Raw genomic sequence first — 20,197 nt, forward strand, 5'->3', positions numbered from 1 at the left:
CTACTACCGTTACCAGTGATCTTATCTGCCAACATGGACACTTTGCAGGCTGGCGGACAAGACAACACCTTGAAGCGGAAAAGTCGAACGAGTGTCATGGCTAATTGGCGCAGCTGGACGCAGAAGACCACGCTTCGACTTCTAGGAGAAAACGAAGCGTGGCCTTTAACAATTAAACGTATGTCTTAGCCTTCGACGCGCTGTACTTTACCTACCAAGAAGACGTAGGAGAGGATGCCAATCGCGGCGATGACCGTCATATAGATGAAGGCTGGACCGAAATCGGTCGCCGAGACCAGTAAGCCAATCACGATCGGTGTGGCAATCGAGGACAGGTTGCCGATGAAGTTGAACATGCCACCGGTCAAACCAATCAGGCGTGACGGTGCCAGTGCAGAAACCAACGACCAGGTAATCGAAGCCAGGCCATTGCCGAAGAAGGCAATAGACATGAAGGTGATGACCAGTGCGGTGCTGTCGGTGAAGATTGCACCAATCATGCTCATGGAGAGCAACAGTCCGGTGATGATTGGCAGCTTGCGGGAAGTGCCTAGGCTTACTCCACGCTTGAGCATGTAGTCAGAGAGAACACCACTGATCAGTACGCCGGCCAAGGCCGCAATGAATGGCAACGACGTCAAGAATCCGGTCTTGATGTAGTCCATGTGACGGTAGGTCACCAAGTAAGTGGGGAACCAAGTCAGGAAGAACCACAGGGTAGAGGTCAGGCAGAACTGACCAATGTAAATACCCCAAAGCTTGCGGCGTCCAAGGACCAACGCGAAGTCAGCCTTGTTTAGTTTGGCAGCTGGTGCCTTTGCCTTTGAGCTGCCAAGGTCGACGAGTCCGCCACCTTGACGGATGTACTCAATTTCAGCCGCATTGGCTTTCTTCGAGTCCACAGGATTCCGGTACATAAAGAACCAGATCAAACCCCAGAGAACACCAATGCCACCGGTGACAACAAATACCCAGTGCCAGGTCAGTGCGTGCTGCAACCAGATCAAGGCCGGGGTCAGCAGTGCCAGGCCAATGAACTGGCCCGAGGTGTAGAAACCAATAGCTGTGGCACGTTCACGTTCTGGGAACCATGCGGTGACTACCTTGTTGTTGATGGGGTAGGCCGGCGCTTCGAAACCACCGACCGCCAAACGCAATACGATCAAGGCAATGAAGCTTCCAGCCATGCCCATGAAGATGGTCGCTACAGACCACAGCACCAGGCAAATTGGGTACAGCAACCGGGGCTGAACCCGGTCTACTAACCATCCGCCGGGAAGCTGCATAGCAGCGTAGGTCCAACCAAAGGCAGAAAGCAACAGACCCTGCTGTGCAGTGTCCAGTCCAAATTCTTCGGAAATCAGCGGAGCTGCTACCGAAAGGTTGGAACGATCCATGTAGTTGATAACTACGGTAAGGAACAACATAAACGCTACGGCGTAGCGAATCTTTGTCGCTTTCCCAGTGCCTTTGACTGTGGCAGCTGACGACATTGTCGACTGAGACATACGGTTTACCATTCTGCGAAGGATCCATCCTTGTGACGCCAAATTGGGTTGCGCCAGCGGTGACCTTCAGCTGCGCGTTCAATGACGTACTCTTCATTGACATCAATGCCCAGGCCTGGGCCATCAGGAATGGCAACCATGCCATCTTCATAGGCGAAGACCGACGGATCATTGACGTAATCAAGGAGATCGTTGGATTTGTTGTAGTGAATACCCAGGGACTGTTCCTGGATGAATGCGTTGTAGGCACCTGCATCAATCTGCAGGTTGGCGGCCAACGCGATTGGACCTAGCGGGCAATGCAATGCCACGGCCACGTCATAGGCTTCAGCCATTGAAGCGATCTTGCGTGCTTCGGTGATGCCGCCACAGTGCGATGGATCTGGCTGGATAATGTCTACCGCTCCACTGGCCAAGACATCCTTGAAATCCCAACGGGAGAACAGACGCTCTCCCAAGGCAATGGGAGTACTTGAGTTACGTAGTGGTTCCAGCATCGAGTTCACGTTTTCGCTGAGCACTGGTTCTTCAATGAACATCAGTTTGTACGGTTCAAGTTCTTTGAGCAGTACCTTGGCCATTGGCTTGTGTACACGGCCGTGGAAGTCCACACCAATGCCTACGTTGTCGCCCACGGCATCTCTAACAGCCTGAACGTTCTCCAAACACCCCTGGACCTTGTCCCAGGTGTCGATGTACTGCAGTTCTTCGGTGCCATTCATCTTCACTGCGGTGAAGCCGCGGTCAACGGCCGCCTTGGCCGCTGCTGCGGTATCCGAAGGACGGTCTCCGCCAATCCACGAATACACACGGATCTTGTCACGGACTTTGCCACCAAGTAGTTCATAGGCTGGAACCCCGAGGGCTTTACCTTTGATATCCCACAGTGCCTGGTCGATGCCGGCGAGCGCACTCATCACGATTCCGCCACCACGGTAGAAGCCGCCACGGTACATGACGGTCCAAAGGTCCTCGATATTCCTTGGATCCTGACCGATGAGGTAGTCGGAAAGTTCTTCGACAGCTGCAGCGACGGTGGATGCGCGGCCTTCAAGTACTGGCTCACCCCAGCCGACAATTCCCTCGTCAGTTTCGATCTTCAAAAATAGCCAACGTGGAGGCACCATGTACGTGGTCAGTTTTGTAATTTTCATGCAGACTTCCTCATCTCATGGGTCGTTTTGTAGGCGGCGACTAAGTTGTCCGCCCGCGTTTTTAGATCTTCTAGGCTTCGGCCGGATTTGTAGAGAGATGAGCCGATGCCAAATCCTGTCGCTCCGGCTTCTACCCACTGCGTCATGTTTTCCTCGTTGATCCCTCCGACAGGAATCAAGCCAATCTCATTCGGGATGACTGCGGTCCATGCTTTGAAACCGGCAAGGCCCACTTGTTCGGCAGGGAAGATCTTGACGTTCTTTGCACCGGCCTGAATCGCGTCAAAGGCATTACTTGGAGTCGCGGCTCCCGGGAACGAATCCATTCCCAAGGCAACGGTTTCTTCAATGACTTTCACGTTGGTATTTGGTGAAACGATGATCTGTGCACCGGCTGCTTGGCAGTCTCGGACCTGCTCCACCGTGAGCACAGTTCCCGCGCCAACTACTGCGTCCTTGGGAAGTACCCGGCGAAGAATCTCGATGCTCTTTAGCGGTTCAGGGGAATTTAGTGGCACTTCCAGTGAGCGGAAACCGCTGTTGTAAAGTACTTCGCCCACGGCTTGCGCTTCTGATGGATGTAGCCCTCGCAAGATGGCCACCAGTCCAGCGGTCTTCAAAGCAGTCTTTGGTTCATTCATAGCAAACCCTTTCTCTAAAAAATCGTTAATCATGTTCGAGGTTCAGACCGATGCGCTCTGCAGTAAGCCCTGGGTACAGGCAATCGCCCAGATGCCTCGGGGCGCTGTACCTTGAAGCTCTCGCACCTGATCAATTCCAAAAACATTGAGCGCCTTGGTGTATCTCGCGCTGAGTTCTTTATTTCCACAGATTGTCAGTGGCGGTACAGAAACGGTCATCGAGGTACCAATGACAGAACGGATCTCAGCAGCAATCATGAGACCGGACAGGTAATCTGCGACCTCGGCCTTCCCCAGGCGTCCAGTCAGTACCAGAGTCCTAGCGGAAAAGGCCGTCAGCATCAGGTCGGCTCCGCCCTCCGGTGACTGGGACACCCGAACTCCACGTTCAAAAGCATTCCAATCGACACTGTCCGAAGGCTCAATGAGTTTGGACAGGATGGACTGTGAACTCAGAAGTGCATAGGTTTCGCCGGTCATCGATGTGGAGAACTCAGTGATGGTGCGTCCGGAAACTTTCACCCATTTCGAGTGTGTCCCTGGAAGTAAGAACCACTGTTCATCGTGGCTATTAGGCGCAAGATCGCTGAGTTCGATTGCACCCAGGATTTGGGTTTCTTCCCCACGCATCACATCGGGAAGTTCCTTGAGGTCCAAAACCCCGGGGATGATGTGCATGACCCGGCCCGGTGCAATCTCGACAGTTTCTAGTTCAAATTCTGGGTCTGCCAGATTTGCCGGAACTTGCCGGTAGGCAGCTTCTGCCCAGCCTTGTTGACTGCCCACCATGCCGCAGGCAATGACAGGGATACTCTCAAAGCTCGCCAACCAGTCACCGCATAATTCGGTCAGGGTGTTATTGAATGCCCGTGACAATGTCAGAGATTCTGATTGAGCTTTCGCCGCCACTTGCATGATTCCGAGGGCTGAACTGCGTTCCGCCACAATGCTTCCGCCATTGCCTATGAGATAAGCACGGGCGGATGTGGTTCCCCAGTCCAAGGCAATCAACTGGGCTTCGGCGATGTTTGTCATAACTCCTGTTTTCATTTTGTGGACCGCTCATCATCTTTCAGATGTGCTCCCCTTCACATGTGAATAGTGGCTGAGCTATCCCAATAGTTCAAAAGGCGTTGTATATAGTGGGATGAAGTGATTTCATAGGTTTCTTCAAAGGGGACGACCACATGGTCAAAGAATCTGATCCAACTACGGATGATTCGGCCGAGACACCACCGCCCGGAACACTCACCTTGGCCCGAGGCCTAGACATTCTGCGTGCCGTGGGGCGTGGAGCGACAAACCTCAATGAGGTCGCCACAGCGGCGGACATCGGAAAGAGTGCTGCGCAACGCATGGTGAAGCTTTTGGTGCAACGTGGATTTCTACGAAGCACCCATGGCACTGACTTCAGCCTGGGCCCGGCGCTCATTGAGCTCGGATTCCACGCCCTATATCAGAGCCCAGTTCCGGTCATTGCTAAGCCCATCCTTGAAGAGCTCGCCCGCAAGTATCAGGACACCGTGCACCTGGCAGTAGAGGATGAAGCGCAGGTACTTTACGTCGACAAAGTTCCCGGCACCCGTGGGGCACAGATGCGCTCACGCGTCGGTCAGCGCATGCCGCTGAGCCGCACCGGTATCGGCAAAGCGTTACTACTGGACACACCAGAGCGTTGGGAATCAACCTTCGATTCAGAGTCTCCGGTGGAACAGGCACCACACCAAACCAAAGACGCTTTCTTGGCACGAATGAAGAACTACGCCAATGAAGGCATTGCGCTGGACCTAGAAGATAACGAACCGGGGATCCGCTGTGTAGCGGCACCGATCCGCGACGGAAGCGGACAAATCATTGCCGCTATCAGCATGTCAGCCACCAACCCATATATGCCCGATGAACGGATGAAGGCACTCAAATCCGTGATGGGTTCCACCGCCGCACAGATTTCCCGCAAGCTAGGTTACTCGGGCAAGACGTACTAGGGATTTATTGCCTGCTCAAGGAGTAAAGCGATACCCCATTCCCAACTCGGTGAGGAAGTAACGGGGATTAGAAGGTTCGGGTTCTAATTTGGTGCGAAGCTGCGACATGTACACCCGCAGGTAGTTGGCTTCTTCCCCATACTCCGGACCCCACACGGTGGTCAGCAATTCGCTCCGGCCAATGAGCCGATGCGGGTTGTTAGCTAATACTTCCAGCACGCGCCATTCCAGGCGGGTCAACCTCACCGCTTGCCCGTTGACGCTCACCGAGTGGCCGGATAAATCGATGCGCACACGCCCATCAGAGGTTTCCACCACCGCGTGTCCAGGATCCGGTAACGCACGGCGCAATGCAGCCCGCAGCCTGGCTAGGAGTTCATCCATGGCAAAAGGCTTGGTGACAAAATCATCGGCGCCCCGATCTAAGGCGTCCACCTTGCTGTGCGAATCATGGCGGGCAGAAACAACAATGATCGGCACCGTTGACCATCCACGGATCCCGTCAATCACATCCCCACCTTCCAGATCAGGTAAGCCCAGGTCCAGTAGGACCACATCTGGGTGCGCATCGGCAGCCAACTGTAGGCATTGAACCCCGGTGGCGGCATGAAGTGTGCGGTAGCCTCGTGCCCTGAGATTCACCAGCAAGGCGCGAGCAATCTGCGCGTCATCCTCAACAATCAGTACGGTGGTGCTCATAGTTCTTCCTCGACTACCGGCAGGCTGAAGACCATTGTGGCCCCACCTCCCGGGCTGTCTTCTGCTTTCACATGCCCCTCCATACCTTGGGCTAGACCACGGGCTACAGCCAGTCCCAGTCCCAGGCCACTGGAATTATCCCGGTCACCGTGCCGTTGGAAGGGACGGAAAATACGGTCCTTCTCTGATTTCGGTACTCCTGCACCGTGGTCAATGACGAGAATTTTCACCTCGTCTTTGGTGGGAACGGCACGTAGCTGCACTGACGGTCCCCCACCGTGGCGAACCGCATTCTCTAGCAGGTTGGCCAGCACACGCACGGCGAGCCCGTAGTCTGCGCGAACCCTTGGGCAGTTTTCGGGAAGCTGGATCTGAACCTGGGCCGGGCTGATTTGCCCTGACACATCACGTACCGCGGAGGCCACAAGATCTTCAACCTGGATAGGGCTGCGGTGTACCACTAGCTCACCGGCTTGGATGCGGCTCATATTCAGCAGGTCCTCGATCCTTTCGCTGAGTTGGTCGGCAGACTCTTCGATGGTGGCCAACAAGTCGGCAGTGTCCTCTTCGCTGAGCACCACATCCTGCATGCGCAGGCTCGATGCCGAAGCCTTGATGCCTGACAGGGGTGTGCGCAGGTCATGGGATACGGCAGCAAGTAAGGCGGTGCGCATCGCATTACCGGCCGCTAATTCTTGAGCCTGGAGCCTCGCTTCGGAAAGGGCTCGCTGTTGCAATACCGCCGCAATGCGTCCGGCGAACGCTTCAAAGATTCCCTGATCCGAGGCCTCACGTGGGATCCCATCAATTACTAACAAGTGCTCGGTATCCACGGTTACCGCATAATCACTGGCTTCCTCACCCTGTGGCGGATCACCGGCTGATGCCACAGTTGCGCTCTGCGCCGTAGACTCTGAGTCCCGTCTGACCAGCGCCACCCCACGCAATGCATAAGAACGGCAGAGCCATTCCAACAGAGCCTGTACGCTCAGCCCCTCACGGATCACTGAGCCAGATAATTCAAAGAGCGTGTCTGCCTGATGTCGGGCTTGACCAGCCTCTGCAGTACGTCTGACCTCCACGTCAACAACTCTTGCCACCCCAGCGGCCACCAATAGGAAGATCACCAGGGCCGCAACGTTGAAGGGCTCATAAATATGTAATTGTCCGGTAGGCGGGGTGAAAAACCAGTTCAAGATTCCAGTGCCCAGCAAGGCTGCAGTAACCGCTGGCCACCAGCCTCCCAAAAGAGCTACAAAGACCACCAAGGAGAGCTGGCCTAAGAAGTTCAAGGTCAACAGTTCACTTTCGCTGCCGCCTAGTAGGAAGCCGACAGCTAATAAAGGTGGTCCACTGATGGCCAATAACCAACTAAGGATCCAACGCGGGCCACGCGGCCTGTGGCGTTTGGCAACCGCCTGCGACGGAGCGCGAGTTTCCCTTTCACTCTGAGTTGACTCAGGAACGACCAGAATCTGCGGGTCGGCAGGAGCAGTGGCTTGTTGCAAGAGCTGGATAGATATCTGCCGCGCTAATTGGCGATTGCTCTTGCCAGCTAGCGTTCCTGCCACCACCAGGTGGGTGGCTTGTGCGCTACGAGCAAAGCCGAGTAGAGCTTCACTGACGTCTTGGCCCAACACCATATGCCAGGTGGCACCAGAGCTCTCCGCTAGTTCACGCAACCGAGTCAGTTCGCTGTCTCTTTCGCTACTACTGGTGCCCATCCCCCGCTCGGGAACATGAACTGCCATCACTTCGGCACCGGGCATCTGGGAGGCCTGCACCAACCCGTGACGCAACAAGTCTTCAGACCCGGCATGGCCTGAGAGCGCCACAATCACCAAGGGGTGGACTAGCGGCGGGGTATTCGACACGTCCATAGTGCTCCTTGGCGTTCGGGATCCTTAGCCGGTACGAAGCGATCGTACCGGAATGAGGCTGGGTGGGCACTGCTGTACTTATTCAATGATCTTCTACTCGTTTGGCAACTTGAGCGACACCACTTTGTGGCACGAGTACGTTTCCATTGCACCTCTCACGACTCCACCACTGACCTGCTTTTAACGCCCCCTTAATGCGATGGCTAAAAATCTTGATAAGTCCTTTACGCCCTAATTTTAATGTGTCTGAGGACACAGTATTTTTTGCGTAAATTTTCTCGACCACCGACGCTGTGAACCTTCGATTTTCACGAAGACTGATAAACGATTCACTCCATCCAGTGTTGTTTAAAATGACTGATCAAATGACTAATATTGATGACGAGAGCGTTTTTCAAACCGTTCCCTCGGCTATCCGTTTCTTCGTCAAGCCCTATCAACAGACCCAAGATTTTGCCGGTTTGTTGGCGCGTAAAAAATAATTGCTCTGAGACGGTGCTTTACCTCGATTTCAGGCGTACTGTTCATCTTCGTGAATAGAACATCTGCGCCGATCCAAGGGTCGGAACAGGCACCACAATCCACGGTGCCATCACGCCTACGTCGCTGGCTGACAGACAGTTCTGTCGGTCAGGAAGATCCGAACAGCAGCGGAACGCATGGCGCCAAATGGTGGCAGGTCATGTGCCTCTCCGGCTTGGACTACTTCTCCACCCTCGGCTACCAGCCGGCTATTGCCGCACTGGCCGCCGGTGCACTGGCACCCTTTGCCACCCTGATCCTTGTTGCCGTCACCCTCTTTGCTGCACTGCCGGTCTACCGTCGGGTGGCCCAGGAATCTCCTCACGGTCAGGGTTCCATCGCCATGCTCGAACGGCTCATGCCGCACTGGAAGGGCAAGGTCTTTGTCCTAGTCCTGTTGGGCTTCGCCGCGACAGACTTCATGATCACCGCAACCCTCTCTGCTGCGGATGCCTCGGCTCACTTGATTGAGAACCCGTTCACCCCGAGCTGGTTCACCGGTAAAGAAGTACCGATCACCATCGTCTTGCTATTGTTGCTCGGCGCCTTGTTCCTGCGCGGCTTCTCTGAAGTCATCTGGATTGCAGTGACTCTGGTGTTCTCCTTCTTGGCGCTAAACCTCGTGATCATCATTGTTGCGGCGGTCAATATCGTCGGTCACCCAGTGTCGGTCTCTAACTGGTTGGATTCATTGTTCACCGCTCATGGGGACCCGATCATGATGCTGCTGGTCTGCCTGATTGTGTTCCCCAAGCTGGCATTGGGCCTGTCAGGTTTTGAAACCGGCGTTGCTGTGATGCCGCAGATCTCCAAGGCTCCCGGCGATACCGAGGCCAACCCTGCGGGACGCATCAAGGGTGCCAAGAAGTTGTTGACCACCGCGGCTCTGATCATGAGTGGTTTCTTGGTCCTCTCCTCCATCGTGACCACCATTCTGATTCCTGCCGAGCAGTTCGAGCCTGGTGGTGCGGCTAATGGCCGTGCGCTCTCGTGGTTGGCTCACCACCTCATGGGCGATGGTTTTGGCACTGTCTATGACATCTCAACCATTCTGATTCTCTGGTTTGCCGGAGCTTCGGCACTGGCCGGCATGCTCAACCTGATCCCCCGCTACCTGCCACGCTTTGGTATGGCCCCGGCCTGGGCCAGTGCAGTGCGCCCACTAGTTTTGGTGGTCATCCTCGTTGCCCTGGGGATCACCCTTCACTTCAAGGCAAGCGTAGATGCACAGGGTGCCGCCTACGCGACAGGTGTGTTGGTGCTGATGAGTTCTGCAGCCATAGCAGTAACAATCTCGGCAAAACGAAAAGGTGAAAAGCGTAAAACAATTCTTTTCGGCGCCGCCAGCGTGGTCTTCGTTTACACCACCATTGCCAACTGCGTTGAACGGCCCGACGGTCTAAAGATTGCCGCCTTCTTCATTGGTGCAGTACTTGTCGTCTCACTGCTCTCAAGGTTCCGTCGCTCTACCGAGCTTCGCGCCACCTCGGTCATGTTTGATACCCAAGCCGTGGAAATTATCCAGCGCGCCAGTAGCGCAGGATTGCTTCGGCTCATTGCCCACGAACCAGTCAAGATTTCTAAGCGTCGCTACCTTCACAAGCATCAACATGCCATTCTCGCCAGCCACATTCCCCAACGAGCCCCGGTAGTGTTCTTGGAAATCAAGGTCAGTGATTACTCGGACTTCGCTCAAGACATCGAGGTACGCGGTATCACCCGTCACGGTCAATGGATTCTTGAAGCCACAGCACCGTCCGTCTCAACATCCATCGCAGCGATTTGTCTGGCCATACGTGACCAGTATGAAGTGATGCCCCACATCTACTTCCGCTGGACCGAAGGCAATCCGCTGCTGAACGTTGCCAAGTTCATTTTCCTTGGACAAGGTGAGATTGCTCCGCTGACCCGCGAGGTACTGCGCGAAGCTGAGCCGAATCTACAGCGTCGCCCTTGGGTGCACGTGGGTTAGCCACGGTCTTCCCCGTAGCAACAGCACTAATGACACAGAGCTGGAACCGTATGTCTCCATACTGTTCCAGCTCTGCCTATTGCGCTTTACACTGCGTGCTAAGTGCTTTCTTGTACGCGCTGCGGCGAACCAACCGGTAGGTGAAAGCTGCGATTCCCACTAGGGCTACGGCGACGACTGCCTTACGAATGCTCATAACTTTCCTTCCTTAGAACCAGGTCGTTCCCGATGTATATCTAGTCTCTCGGTGTTCTAAGTTCGCAGCGTCGTCTATTCGGACCACTTTGACTACTGCTCTGGCAGTACATGCGCTGAACTACTTTTGCCAAGGTCGTGGCGCATCTCGATTAAGCATGATGGACAGTGCCGCTGGCATGACCTCGGCACGGAAGAAGGTTGATTCTCCGGCATAGTCACCATCTAGTTGGCAAGCCACCGGTTGATCGGCACGAATTTCAATGACCTGACCTTGCTGATAGTTCAGCGACTTCGCCTCAGTACCTAAAACAATTCCTCTAGCCAGGGATGCTAATTCTCGTGCACCGGCAGGAGAAGCGATCATCGCATCAATTTTTCCATCGGTGGGAACCGCAGAAGGGATCAGATTGATTCCACCCATCAGCCGCCCCACATTGCCCACCAATGTCATGATCGAAGAATGCTGTTGGACCGGCTGACCATCAATGCTCATCGTGCATTCGAAAGGAGTGAGGCTAAACTGCTGCGCGGCAGCCACCACATAGGCTCCGGCCTTGATGGTCTTTTTCAACTCTGGATTCGTGTTGCCCATGATCTTGGCATCAAAACCTAGCCCACCCATCACAGCACAAACAGAGCTGCCGGCGTCCGTGGTGCAACGAATCAGATCAACCGGGACTTCCTCACCGGCCAGTGCGGTACGAATCGCTTCACTTTCATCCAGTGAAGCCCCGAGGTTTCTTGCCAGCAAGTTTCCGGTGCCCGCTGGGATCAGCGCCACCGGTATTCCTTGGTTTGCCAATTCCTGGCACACCACACGCACGGTGCCGTCGCCACCGGCCACGATCACCACGTCTACTTTGGCATCGATGGCTTGATGGGCCATCTTCACTCCTGGATCCTCACGCTCGGTTTCTAACCACAGCGGCGGCTTCCAGCCGGCGGCCTGTAACTCATACTCCACACGGCGCCTAAATAGCCCGAAGTCCAATACCTTGGTGGGGTTGTAGATGACTGCGGCACGCTTATCATTCTGTTCTGCGGGTAGCCCGAGTCCGGCCCAACCTTGCAGAATGGGCCCCACCCCTGTGACCACTAAGACGCCACTGGCCCAGGTCAGCCCGAGAAGTATCCCGCCAATAAGCTGGCTGGTGGTTTGAGTACGCATAAACCACTGGTCCGCCAACACCATGATGACCAAGAGCGCCGCAACGATCCGCGACCGGATCGCTGAGCTGGTGGTCAACCTCCTGGCTTGACCCAATGTTGCCAACACCCAGGCCAATACCGTCACCGCCACCATATGCGCGGACGGGTACCCCGAAAACCAATAAGTCAGCGAATCTTCATAAGGTGAAGAAGGCCGTGCCTGGTTAGTAAGCAGTTGAATCGCGGCCGACACCGGGATAACAAATGCGACAGCACTCAACGCTCCAGATAGCCTGCGCATGCGGCGGCGCAACGACCAGAACGCCATGACCAAGATGACAACGAAAACTAGAGCCGGGTGCGTGAGAATTGCAAAGGCTTCAGCAATTTGCCCAGCAAAGCTACGCGGATGAATCCACGGCGCAAGTGTCACCCGGTCTAGGTCATCTAGGCCCCAGACCGTAGATAGTAAAGTCCACCCAACAAACACCAGAACGAAGGCAACGAAGAAACGGCCCTGAGCTAAGGACGCCAAATCGAAGCGACTATGCGGTTTGAAGATTCGCGTCATAACTTGATTCTTGTCGCGATGCTAGCATCCGTCAATTAACCTAATGTCACAGTTTCACCTACTCACAGCACGTCAGCTCAGGTGAATGTCATCGATTCCATCTGGAATCCACTGATCTTTTTCCCAGCGCAGATTTTTTGCCAACGGCAATTGGTGTGAGGCACTTTCGATAATGTGCATGAGGTATCCCCCGGTATTGGGGAAAGCCACGAGATCTCCCTTGGCGACTCCTTGGGGGAACTCAAAACGACGACGCAAGATGAGTTCTTCCTCGATGCAGTACGCTCCTACCAAAAACCCGCTGTAGTCAGCTGAATCTCTTACTGGCTGTTGGGCCGTCTTGATCAGAATGGGGTCAACAAGAAAATCAGCTGATGTTGAACGGCATTGGGTTCTGTTCATATGCAGCCCCACCAAAGCGACCGAGTCGCTACGTGTTTTGGTGAAAGCAACTTCTGCAAGGGTCAGGCCACAACCATCAAGTAGCGACCGTCCAGGTTCACACCGAAGCTGAATTCTTCTCTCCCTGAGCATCTGCGCCACCGTTTGTTTTCCGTCAGCGCTCTGAGTAGAAAGAATCTGGCGTAGCCACTGCCCTCGAATCAGTGGCTGATGATACGGATACACTGCCTTGCTGGCATTCGGCCCGTTAGCCCCTAACCGATCAGACTTCCAGGTAATTGATTCATCACCTTCGGGTAGCTCGGCGAGCGCCTCCCAGAATCCGTTCCACTGCTGCGAGTCATCAAGATAAGACATGGGGATTCCTCCGCCCATATCCACAAATTTCACTTCATGCCCTGCCTCATTCAACTTGTCTACAAATTCCAAGGACTCCTGAATGACCAGTGCACGCTGTTCACCGCTATACCCGTTGAGGTGGAAGTGCGCTCCCACCACTTCAATAGATTCTTTAGCCTCACTGCCCGACAAATATTCAAGCCACGCTCCTGCCTGAAGCCCGAATCTGGTAGCAGGGATTTCTGGTTGATCCGAGGCGAGTCGCAGTGCCACTTGCACCGGCTTGTCAGCTGCGCCGGTGATGTCCAAGAGCTCTTCAACTTCATCGATATTGTCCAGGCTCAAAACCACATTGTTCGCTACTGCCAGTTCAAGCAACGCCCGAGATTTGACCGCCGCGGTGACAATCAATGACTCAGCGCTCAGTCCACGTTTCAAACATTGATCTAATTCGTGGAAACTGGCAACATCGACTCCGCAACCTTCGGCACGTGCTTTGTCGATGGCGCCCAGGGTCTTGTTCGCTTTGCGGGCCAGATAGATCTGGAAGTCTATTTCATACTCCGCTGCAGCATCACGTAACTCAGTAATGTTTTCCGCCATGGAATCAAAGTTGTGCAGGTTCAGCGGTGACCCGTACTCACTGATCAGTTTTTGGCAGAGCTGCGGGTCCTGAACAAGTTCGTTCATCCATGGCTGTAAGCGAGCCGTAAGTGGCATAGTTCCGTGCATCAGTGCTGGCATTAACGGGCTACTTTCTGGTTACTGGCAATCACTCGAGTGGTCACTCTTTGGGCCCAGCGTTGGTATTCGGTGTGCAAAGTTCGGTTGAGGGTGTCATGACCCAACGTTGGATCTTCTGTGGGACGTCCCAACGCAGTCAATGATTCGTTGCGCTGTCCTTGGGCATCCAGACATGTCCCATCGGTATCGGTGAGTATGCCTCGCTCCCCCTGCCTGATAAAAATTTCGCCACTAACAAGCAATGATTTGTACAGTGCGCTCGCCGGCACACCTTCGGGGGCGGGCGCACTAAGCACCCCGGGCGGTACGGTCACAGCATCCACTCTGAGAACCTCACTCCGTGGGGTGTCACCCATAGTTCCCTGCCCGGAATTTTCATGGCGAAGAATCCCTATCTCAGACAAGGCCAGTAGCTTCAGAGCCGTTGGCTCAGGTGGTCCAAAGGCCATTCGCTCAAGGTTGGAAGCCATCATGTTGAATTCTTGTCGGCTTTGCCGATCCCACTCGTATCTGGACAGCGCTTCAACCATTTCCCTGTACAGGCCGGACCACACGACACCCCAAACCCATTCGTGGGTTTTAGGCTTCACCCCGTGATTGACCTCAAGACTGTATCGCAACTGCTCAAAGGGGTTGTTCTGGCCAGCAAACTGTTCAGAAATGCCTTGATGAACAGTGTCTTGCAAGGCTTCTTTGCTAGCTTCTACGGCGCTGGCCTTTGCCACTGCTAGTGCTGCGTCCGTCAGGATATTCCACAGCTGATCTGTTTTGCGTTCTTGGCTTCCACCCCATGTCCGCAATTCACTGCGGTACGGCACCAACGCATCCTGCACGCGTGACCCAACCGCCTGTGGCTTAGGTGTCATGCTGATTCCTCGACGTGAGGTCATGGTGATCAGTTTCGGTTCGTTGCCACTGGGTACATATATCAATGTCAGTCCACCGGCACCCGAATCGCCTTCCCAGCTTCCGCTGCGCCCCTCTGTAAGTCTCAGCACTACGTCATAGGCTGTCAGCGCTGACCCCTTGATAATCACTTCGCCACCGGCCGGAATTCTTTGTGCTTCACTCTCCAAGCTCTGAACTGTCAGCGCGGTGGCTTGAATCGACATTGGATCCAACTGTTCAACTATTTGGCCGGTGACTCCGTGACCGGTGGCAAGCACCACCTCGTCATAAACTTCCGTGACCTTACAGGTGGTTACCTCCCATTTCCCATCAACCTTGTTGAGCGCATCTACTACGTACGCTCGATGCTCAACTTCTATGCAGCTGTGCTGAACCAGTTGTTCAAACTGCTCGCTGAGGTACTTACCAACGAGCGCGCGGGGCGGAAATGGATCTGAGCTATCAGTTCCAGGTTTGTCTTGACGCCACTGATCAAAGCTACGGGGACCAAGGCTGAAGGAAGCGTCAATAATTCGGGCATTAACATTGATCCTCAGCTCTTGTGGCTGAGCAGTGTTCCAGACCCGTCCGGCTCCTGGTGGGTAGGGATCATAGACATCTACCAACACGCTTGGCGATGCCACGCCCTGCAGTCTCTCGTGAAGTTCAAGCAGCGCGAACAAGCTTTTGGGCCCGCCACCGATCATGGCAATGCGAATCACTGCGCCCCACTATTCTCTGGCACCTCACCCAAGTTTTCTTTGACCCAGTCATTGTCATAGACGGTATGTAGGTAAGGAACTCCCGAGTCATGAACGAGGAAAGCAATTCGCGATCCGGCCGGAATTTCGGGCAACATCTGATCCATGGCGGCAACGATGGCACCGGTGGATGCCCCAGCCAAAATACCTTCACGGTAAGCAAGACGGCGGCAACCGCGAACCATATCAATTTCTTTGATGCGCAAGACGTGATCCGGTTTTGCTTGCAGGGATAGTTCCGGAACTACTCCGGCACCTAGTCCCGGTAAACGCCGCAGCGCAGATTCACCATCAAAAAGTACCGATCCCAAGGCGTCTACTGCCACCAGTTGTGTGGAGAGTCGATGCTCTCGAACATAGTTCTGGCATCCCAGAAGTGTTCCGGTAGTGCTGGTGGCGACAAAGAGGAAATCCAGATTCCCGTCCAAGGCCTTCATGATTTCAGGCATGGTGGAAGAATAATGGGCCGCGGGATTATCCGGTGAACCGTATTGATTGGTGGTGACCGCTCCTGGGTGCTGCGCTAGGAGATCTTGTACCCGCTGGCGGCGGGCTGCCAATTTGTTGCCATCCGCCGGGTTGAGCACGAGGTCTACTTCTGCCCCGTACGCGCGCATAATTTGTAGCGCCGAACCATTGGCGTTCTCATCTACAACCGCAATAAATCTAATGCCGCGCACGATGCACTGACGAGATAGAGAGATGCCGAGGTTCCCGGAGGTCGATTCAATGACTGTTCCACCCGGTGCCAAGCGTCCGGAAGAAATGAACGCATCAAGCAAACTAGCTGCGGTGCGCTCTTTGGTGCTTCCGGAAAGTTGTAGGGAATCTAGTTTGGCGAAAACTTGGATATCTGGCACATCAAACAGTTTGTCTAGTCTTACCGTGGGAGTGGCAAAAGGTTCTAAGGTACCGACACTATCCATAGTTGATGACTCACATTCAGGCGCTGGTTTTTACCGCTGTGCACTTCATGACCAAACCCAACAACGAACGTTTTTAACATTGCTGGTTGTGGCCAGTCTAGGCATTCCAGATGCATTCTGGCTAGGGAAAACAGCAAAAGCGTCACTGCTAAACGATGATTCAGTTCATCGCTTGCCCGATTGCTCGGCACTGTGCTGAATGGACTCAATCAAGCTCAGGGCGGTATCCGTAAGCGACTCTGGGGTCCCTTTAATCTTTCCTGCGACCCAACCTCCAAGAACGTTGACCACTCCGCCGATAAGGAACTGTCGGTGGTAATTAGCCGGTAAGTCAATGCCAAAGGTCTCGACGTGAGCACCATAGGTTCTCTTAGTTCCGGGTGTCATGCACCAGCCATGGCAACCTACCGCTTCCGCGGTAGCTCAACCTTTACTTGCGCAGCGATCCTTTGCAGGTTTTCCCACGTCTTCTCATTCAGAGTGATGAGGGCTTCTTCGGCCAATTGCCCTGGAGTCGGAACATTTTCACCTGGAGCCCGTACCGGCTTTGATCCTTCTTCTACTTCTGTGTCTTTGACGTAATTGATGAGCTCTTCTACCTGCGCGGTGTAATCATTGGGATCACGGAGGGCAGCAACGTCGATGACAATGATCAGCGTGCCTTGGGCTTCCGGGCTTTGACGGGTAGAGACCGTATCGGATCCAGAGAGCGCTCCACCGAATGCCTCAACCAACAGTGATAGGCCAAATCCCTTAAAACCGCCGAAGGGCTTGTGGTATCCGCCGGCACCCACCCATTCGTCAGGGACTGTCATTCCGGTATCTTTCTCTTCCTGTAGGCGCCCCGAAGCGACCACGCTGGTCGCAAAATCGATCACCATATGCGGTGCTTGGGCACGGGGCACCCCAGCTGCAATGGGGTTAGTCGATAGTCTTGGCTGCAAACCACCCGGAGGAAGGACCGTTTGCAAGGAGCCGTTGTTATTGCCAAAGATAAGACTGACCTTGCCAGCTTCCGCAGCTTGTTCGCAGAAAGGTGCCAAGCGTCCTGCAAAATCTGAGTCGCGTACGGTCACGGCACTAATTCCATGCTCTTCTGCGCGCGCAATGGCAAGAGTCATCGCATCACGCAACGCAAAGTGACCGCAGGTTCGGTGCGCATCCATCGCCACTAACGCGCCGGCATCCTTCTCAATGCTCGTCTGCGCCGAGGGGTTACTCACTCCGTCCAGCGCACGCTGCACGTATTCAGGCAGCCTGCGTAGTCCGTGGGATGGGTGCCCTGCGCGCTCCGAGGAAATTAGTTGATCCGCCATATATTGGGCGTCTGCTTCATTCGCACCCACGGCGCGCATGCACTGCGAAATAAACTGCGAAAGATCCAACGAATTAAAAGTGTTCGCCTTTTGGGGCATTACAGACTCGGTCACTGAAACTCCTTTGGTCATGTGTTTGACGCGTTGTTTCCACCGTAGAGGCGGGCGTCTCGGTTGCACCTAAGTGACACGAACTGGCTCCGAGTCCAAGGCTCTTTAGATCTCCGAAGTCGCGCCGGCCCTAACGTACAGACTCGGCGGCCTTCCGAACCAAATGCTCGTGGGCCACTTTTTGGCCACGTTCGCGAGTGTTCCACGACAGTCCTAGGTAGAGCAGGAAGCTGATGACAAAGCACGGAATGTTCGCACCGATAGGGCTAGGGAACACATAGGTCAGCAGATAGGCAGCCACTGCTCCGAGCACCCAAACACCAACAGCAATCGGGTTCACCCCGTTGCGGTACCAGTAGGCGCCGCCGGTATGACGAAGAATATCGCGGCTATATCTTGCGCGCTTGAGGATGTAGTAATCAACAATCATGACCGCGAAGACCGGAACAAAGAACGCCCCGATCAGTGTTAGGAAGTCGGTGAATTGATCTAGCAGTGACAACCACGTTGCTCCGAGAATGGAGACGCCACCAACGATCAGTGCAGTTGCAAGGAATGGCAACTTTCGTTCAGGTCGAGAGTTGACCACCGAGGTGATCATTCCGTAGACCGCCATGCTGTTCGTTGCCATCACCGAGAGGAAAATAGCGATGGCTAGTGGAGCCCCAAAGGCCTTGACCAAGATCGTTGGGTCAAAGGCAGTAGCTTCACCACCGGAGAGAATGACGTAGCCAATGGCGGTGGCACCGAGGATCATAGCCAGCACAGTGGAGAGTGTGTAACCGATGCCCGCGCCGACGACGCTGGCGCGGGTGGTACGAGCCATGCGATTGATATCGGCCGAAAGTACAGTCCATGAAATAGCGGTAGCAATCACAATGTCCAAGACGATAAACGGCGTGTAGCCCAGCGATTCATCAACTGGGATCGCAACAAATTCTGCTGGCTCAAACTTGCCGAAAGCCATCGCAAAGACGTAAGCCATGATGGCCAAAATGAGCACGGCCAGCCACGGTTCAGCTTTAGAGATGCCCTCATGTCCAAAGAGCGCAAGGGTGACCACAAAAATTTGGCAGATCGCTGAGAACAGTGCCGGGTTACTGAATCCGGTGAGCGAGTCGACCAGGTAGTTCACGGTAACCCCGGCGAGCATTGCCTGCACCCAACTCCAACCCATCAACACGATGACGTTGGCTGCCACGGGCAGCAGGCTACCTCGGGTGCCAAAGGCTCCTCGGGTGATTGCCATGGTAGGCATTCCGGTGCGGGTTCCAATGTTTCCGACCAACACCAGAATGACCGAACCGACCAAGGTTCCAACGACAATCAGGATCAGGGCCAGCGAGAAGTTCAGGCCGGGAACAAAGAAGGTTCCGGTCAGCAAGGTGGTCACCACCAGGTTGGCAGCCAGCCAGATCATGCCGATGCGCCCTGTGCCTAATTGACCTTTGACAGGTCCGGAGCTTTCGGCGCCTGCTTCAAGCTTGCGTTCAAATTTGCGGTAGAGGTTCATGCTGATTCGCCGTTCGCAGTCAACTGGGAGTCTTCAGGAATCGTGGAGAGGTGCTCATGAATAGCAATCAGCGAACCATCTGCTTCGCGGCGGAAGATGATACTTTCGCGTTCCACGTAGGAGTCGGTGCTGTAGTTTTCCGGGTCAAGTCCCGAGCGGATTGAGGTTGCCACGGTGTGGCTGAAGACAGCGCCACCGGCAAAGACCTGAACCAGTTGATCCGAGGATTTGCAGTCGGTAACCTGCCACCCTTCGGCCAGCCAGCTATCCCACAGTTTTTCATAAATGGCTCGGTCGTCGAGACGGGTTGCCTCTGGATGGAAGATGAAGGAAGCTTCTGGCGCGAAGCCCGCGAAGTATTCTTTGGTGTTGGTCGCCGCAAAGGCGTCTACGATGTGTGCCGCTGCGTCTAGGACGTCGCGCTCTGTCGGTGTTTCTGTGCTCAACGCTTCTCCCGAGACTGAGGTCTTGATTCACACACTGCGAGGCGTGCGCATAAAGTGAGGTGGATTACCTATATGCACTTTTTGTTTACCCTAGGTGATCCGCTGAGATGAGGTCAATGATTTATGCCAATTTGACAACAGCGCGAAGCTTGCGATACGAGACGCTTCACTTAGCGGATGCCTTCCTGAAAAGTCAGTTTCCGCTGCGTCGATTTTCCAGCTCTACCCAGGGGAAAGGAAATCGTCGAACCAACACCTCAGAGGCCGGATAATGCCGGTTAATAGCGAAGCGACCATCGTCTAGACTTTGTCGCCACGTAGCTTTGACCTAGGAATGCCTCATGCAGGCATCATTGGAGCGGAACCCGTAAACTAGAAAATTCTGGCCTATAGGCCCAGCTTGAGACCACACCCATAGACAAAAAGAAGCCCCATACCGCTTGGCGGTACGAGGACTTCCCAATGATATATG

Annotated in this window: 16 protein-coding genes; 2 read left to right on the top strand and 14 right to left on the bottom strand. The window is 54.5% G+C overall.

Annotated features, from left to right (window positions below):
- Positions 1–185: 185 nt before the first annotated feature.
- Genes FJV47_RS11345 through FJV47_RS11360 form a run of 4 tightly spaced genes read right to left on the bottom strand, consistent with a single transcriptional unit; the run spans position 186 to position 4,338 of the window.
- The gene (locus FJV47_RS11345; protein ID WP_159612990.1) at positions 186–1,508 is read right to left on the bottom strand and encodes an MFS transporter; all 1,323 of its coding nucleotides are present in this window, start codon (positions 1,506–1,508) and stop codon (positions 186–188) included.
- A 5-nt stretch (positions 1,509–1,513) separates the two neighbouring features.
- Positions 1,514–2,662, bottom strand: coding sequence for a galactonate dehydratase (gene dgoD / locus FJV47_RS11350; protein WP_159612992.1), 1,149 nt, complete (start codon positions 2,660–2,662; stop codon positions 1,514–1,516).
- The gene (locus tag FJV47_RS11355) at positions 2,659–3,303 is read right to left on the bottom strand and encodes a 2-dehydro-3-deoxy-6-phosphogalactonate aldolase (RefSeq protein ID WP_159612994.1); all 645 of its coding nucleotides are present in this window, start codon (positions 3,301–3,303) and stop codon (positions 2,659–2,661) included. The genes dgoD and FJV47_RS11355 overlap by 4 nt, the downstream gene beginning before the upstream one ends.
- Positions 3,304–3,345: 42 nt before the next feature.
- A complete protein-coding gene (locus FJV47_RS11360; RefSeq protein ID WP_159612996.1) occupies positions 3,346–4,338 on the bottom strand; it encodes a 2-dehydro-3-deoxygalactonokinase in 993 nt (330 codons plus the stop codon).
- A gap of 152 nt (positions 4,339–4,490) precedes the next feature.
- Here FJV47_RS11360 and FJV47_RS11365 point away from each other — a divergent pair, with 152 nt between their 5' ends.
- A complete protein-coding gene (locus FJV47_RS11365; protein WP_159612998.1) occupies positions 4,491–5,288 on the top strand; it encodes an IclR family transcriptional regulator in 798 nt (265 codons plus the stop codon).
- 15 nt (positions 5,289–5,303) lie between these two features.
- Here the strand turns inward: FJV47_RS11365 and FJV47_RS11370 are convergent, their stop codons facing one another.
- Both FJV47_RS11370 and FJV47_RS11375 read right to left on the bottom strand, forming a co-directional pair.
- Entirely contained in the window at positions 5,304–5,987 is a 684-nt protein-coding gene (locus tag FJV47_RS11370) for a response regulator (protein WP_159613000.1), read from the bottom strand.
- Positions 5,984–7,861: an ATP-binding protein gene (locus FJV47_RS11375; protein ID WP_159613002.1), complete on the bottom strand. Its 1,878-nt coding sequence runs from the start codon at positions 7,859–7,861 to the stop codon at positions 5,984–5,986. Before FJV47_RS11375 ends, FJV47_RS11370 begins: the two co-directional genes overlap by 4 nt.
- A 688-nt stretch (positions 7,862–8,549) precedes the next feature.
- On the opposite strand from FJV47_RS11375, the gene FJV47_RS11380 reads away from it, so the two are divergent.
- Positions 8,550–10,361: an amino acid permease gene (locus tag FJV47_RS11380; RefSeq protein WP_159613183.1), complete on the top strand. Its 1,812-nt coding sequence runs from the start codon at positions 8,550–8,552 to the stop codon at positions 10,359–10,361.
- Between the two features lie 316 nt (positions 10,362–10,677).
- On the opposite strand, the gene FJV47_RS11385 is transcribed toward FJV47_RS11380, so the two are convergent.
- The 8 genes from FJV47_RS11385 to FJV47_RS11420 all read right to left on the bottom strand — a co-directional run bounded on the left by FJV47_RS11385 (position 10,678) and on the right by FJV47_RS11420 (position 19,725).
- Entirely contained in the window at positions 10,678–12,279 is a 1,602-nt protein-coding gene (locus FJV47_RS11385; protein ID WP_159613004.1) for a diacylglycerol kinase family protein, read from the bottom strand.
- 72 nt (positions 12,280–12,351) lie between these two features.
- The gene (locus FJV47_RS11390) at positions 12,352–13,764 is read right to left on the bottom strand and encodes an alanine racemase (RefSeq protein ID WP_159613006.1); all 1,413 of its coding nucleotides are present in this window, start codon (positions 13,762–13,764) and stop codon (positions 12,352–12,354) included.
- Complete coding sequence (locus FJV47_RS11395) at positions 13,764–15,359, bottom strand: FAD/NAD(P)-binding protein (RefSeq protein ID WP_235026436.1); 1,596 nt, start codon at positions 15,357–15,359, stop codon at positions 13,764–13,766. Before FJV47_RS11395 ends, FJV47_RS11390 begins: the two co-directional genes overlap by 1 nt.
- An 11-nt stretch (positions 15,360–15,370) precedes the next feature.
- Positions 15,371–16,339 (bottom strand): pyridoxal-phosphate dependent enzyme, encoded by a 969-nt coding sequence (locus FJV47_RS11400; RefSeq protein ID WP_255475067.1) that lies wholly within the window; start codon positions 16,337–16,339, stop codon positions 15,371–15,373.
- A gap of 165 nt (positions 16,340–16,504) precedes the next feature.
- A complete protein-coding gene (locus FJV47_RS11405; RefSeq protein ID WP_159613012.1) occupies positions 16,505–16,726 on the bottom strand; it encodes a hypothetical protein in 222 nt (73 codons plus the stop codon).
- Positions 16,727–16,743: 17 nt separating this feature from the next.
- Positions 16,744–17,769 carry an Ldh family oxidoreductase gene (locus FJV47_RS11410; RefSeq protein WP_159613014.1) on the bottom strand — a complete coding sequence of 342 codons (1,026 nt, stop codon included), beginning with the start codon at positions 17,767–17,769 and terminating at the stop codon, positions 16,744–16,746.
- 127 nt (positions 17,770–17,896) lie between these two features.
- The gene (locus FJV47_RS11415; RefSeq protein ID WP_159613016.1) at positions 17,897–19,279 is read right to left on the bottom strand and encodes a cytosine permease; all 1,383 of its coding nucleotides are present in this window, start codon (positions 19,277–19,279) and stop codon (positions 17,897–17,899) included.
- Entirely contained in the window at positions 19,276–19,725 is a 450-nt protein-coding gene (locus tag FJV47_RS11420; protein ID WP_159613018.1) for a nuclear transport factor 2 family protein, read from the bottom strand. The genes FJV47_RS11415 and FJV47_RS11420 overlap by 4 nt, the downstream gene beginning before the upstream one ends.
- Positions 19,726–20,197 lie beyond the last annotated feature (472 nt).

It is taken from the genome of Glutamicibacter sp. JC586, assembly GCF_009805585.1.
In the GTDB taxonomy this organism is placed as follows: Bacteria; Actinomycetota; Actinomycetes; order Actinomycetales; family Micrococcaceae; genus Glutamicibacter.

Bases quoted from the DNA above. Each gene is read 5' to 3' on its own strand.
- FJV47_RS11345 (WP_159612990.1), bottom strand. From the start codon at position 1,508: ATGTCTCAGTCGACAATGTCGTCAGCTGCCACAGTCAAAGGCACTGGG.
- dgoD (WP_159612992.1), bottom strand. From the start codon at position 2,662: ATGAAAATTACAAAACTGACCACGTACATGGTGCCTCCACGTTGGCTA.
- FJV47_RS11355 (WP_159612994.1), bottom strand. From the start codon at position 3,303: ATGAATGAACCAAAGACTGCTTTGAAGACCGCTGGACTGGTGGCCATC.
- FJV47_RS11360 (WP_159612996.1), bottom strand. From the start codon at position 4,338: ATGACAAACATCGCCGAAGCCCAGTTGATTGCCTTGGACTGGGGAACC.
- FJV47_RS11365 (WP_159612998.1), top strand. From the start codon at position 4,491: ATGGTCAAAGAATCTGATCCAACTACGGATGATTCGGCCGAGACACCA.
- FJV47_RS11370 (WP_159613000.1), bottom strand. From the start codon at position 5,987: ATGAGCACCACCGTACTGATTGTTGAGGATGACGCGCAGATTGCTCGC.
- FJV47_RS11380 (WP_159613183.1), top strand. From the start codon at position 8,550: ATGTGCCTCTCCGGCTTGGACTACTTCTCCACCCTCGGCTACCAGCCG.
- FJV47_RS11385 (WP_159613004.1), bottom strand. From the start codon at position 12,279: ATGACGCGAATCTTCAAACCGCATAGTCGCTTCGATTTGGCGTCCTTA.
- FJV47_RS11390 (WP_159613006.1), bottom strand. From the start codon at position 13,764: ATGCCAGCACTGATGCACGGAACTATGCCACTTACGGCTCGCTTACAG.
- FJV47_RS11395 (WP_235026436.1), bottom strand. From the start codon at position 15,359: ATGATCGGTGGCGGGCCCAAAAGCTTGTTCGCGCTGCTTGAACTTCAC.
- FJV47_RS11400 (WP_255475067.1), bottom strand. From the start codon at position 16,339: ATGGATAGTGTCGGTACCTTAGAACCTTTTGCCACTCCCACGGTAAGA.
- FJV47_RS11405 (WP_159613012.1), bottom strand. From the start codon at position 16,726: ATGACACCCGGAACTAAGAGAACCTATGGTGCTCACGTCGAGACCTTT.
- FJV47_RS11415 (WP_159613016.1), bottom strand. From the start codon at position 19,279: ATGAACCTCTACCGCAAATTTGAACGCAAGCTTGAAGCAGGCGCCGAA.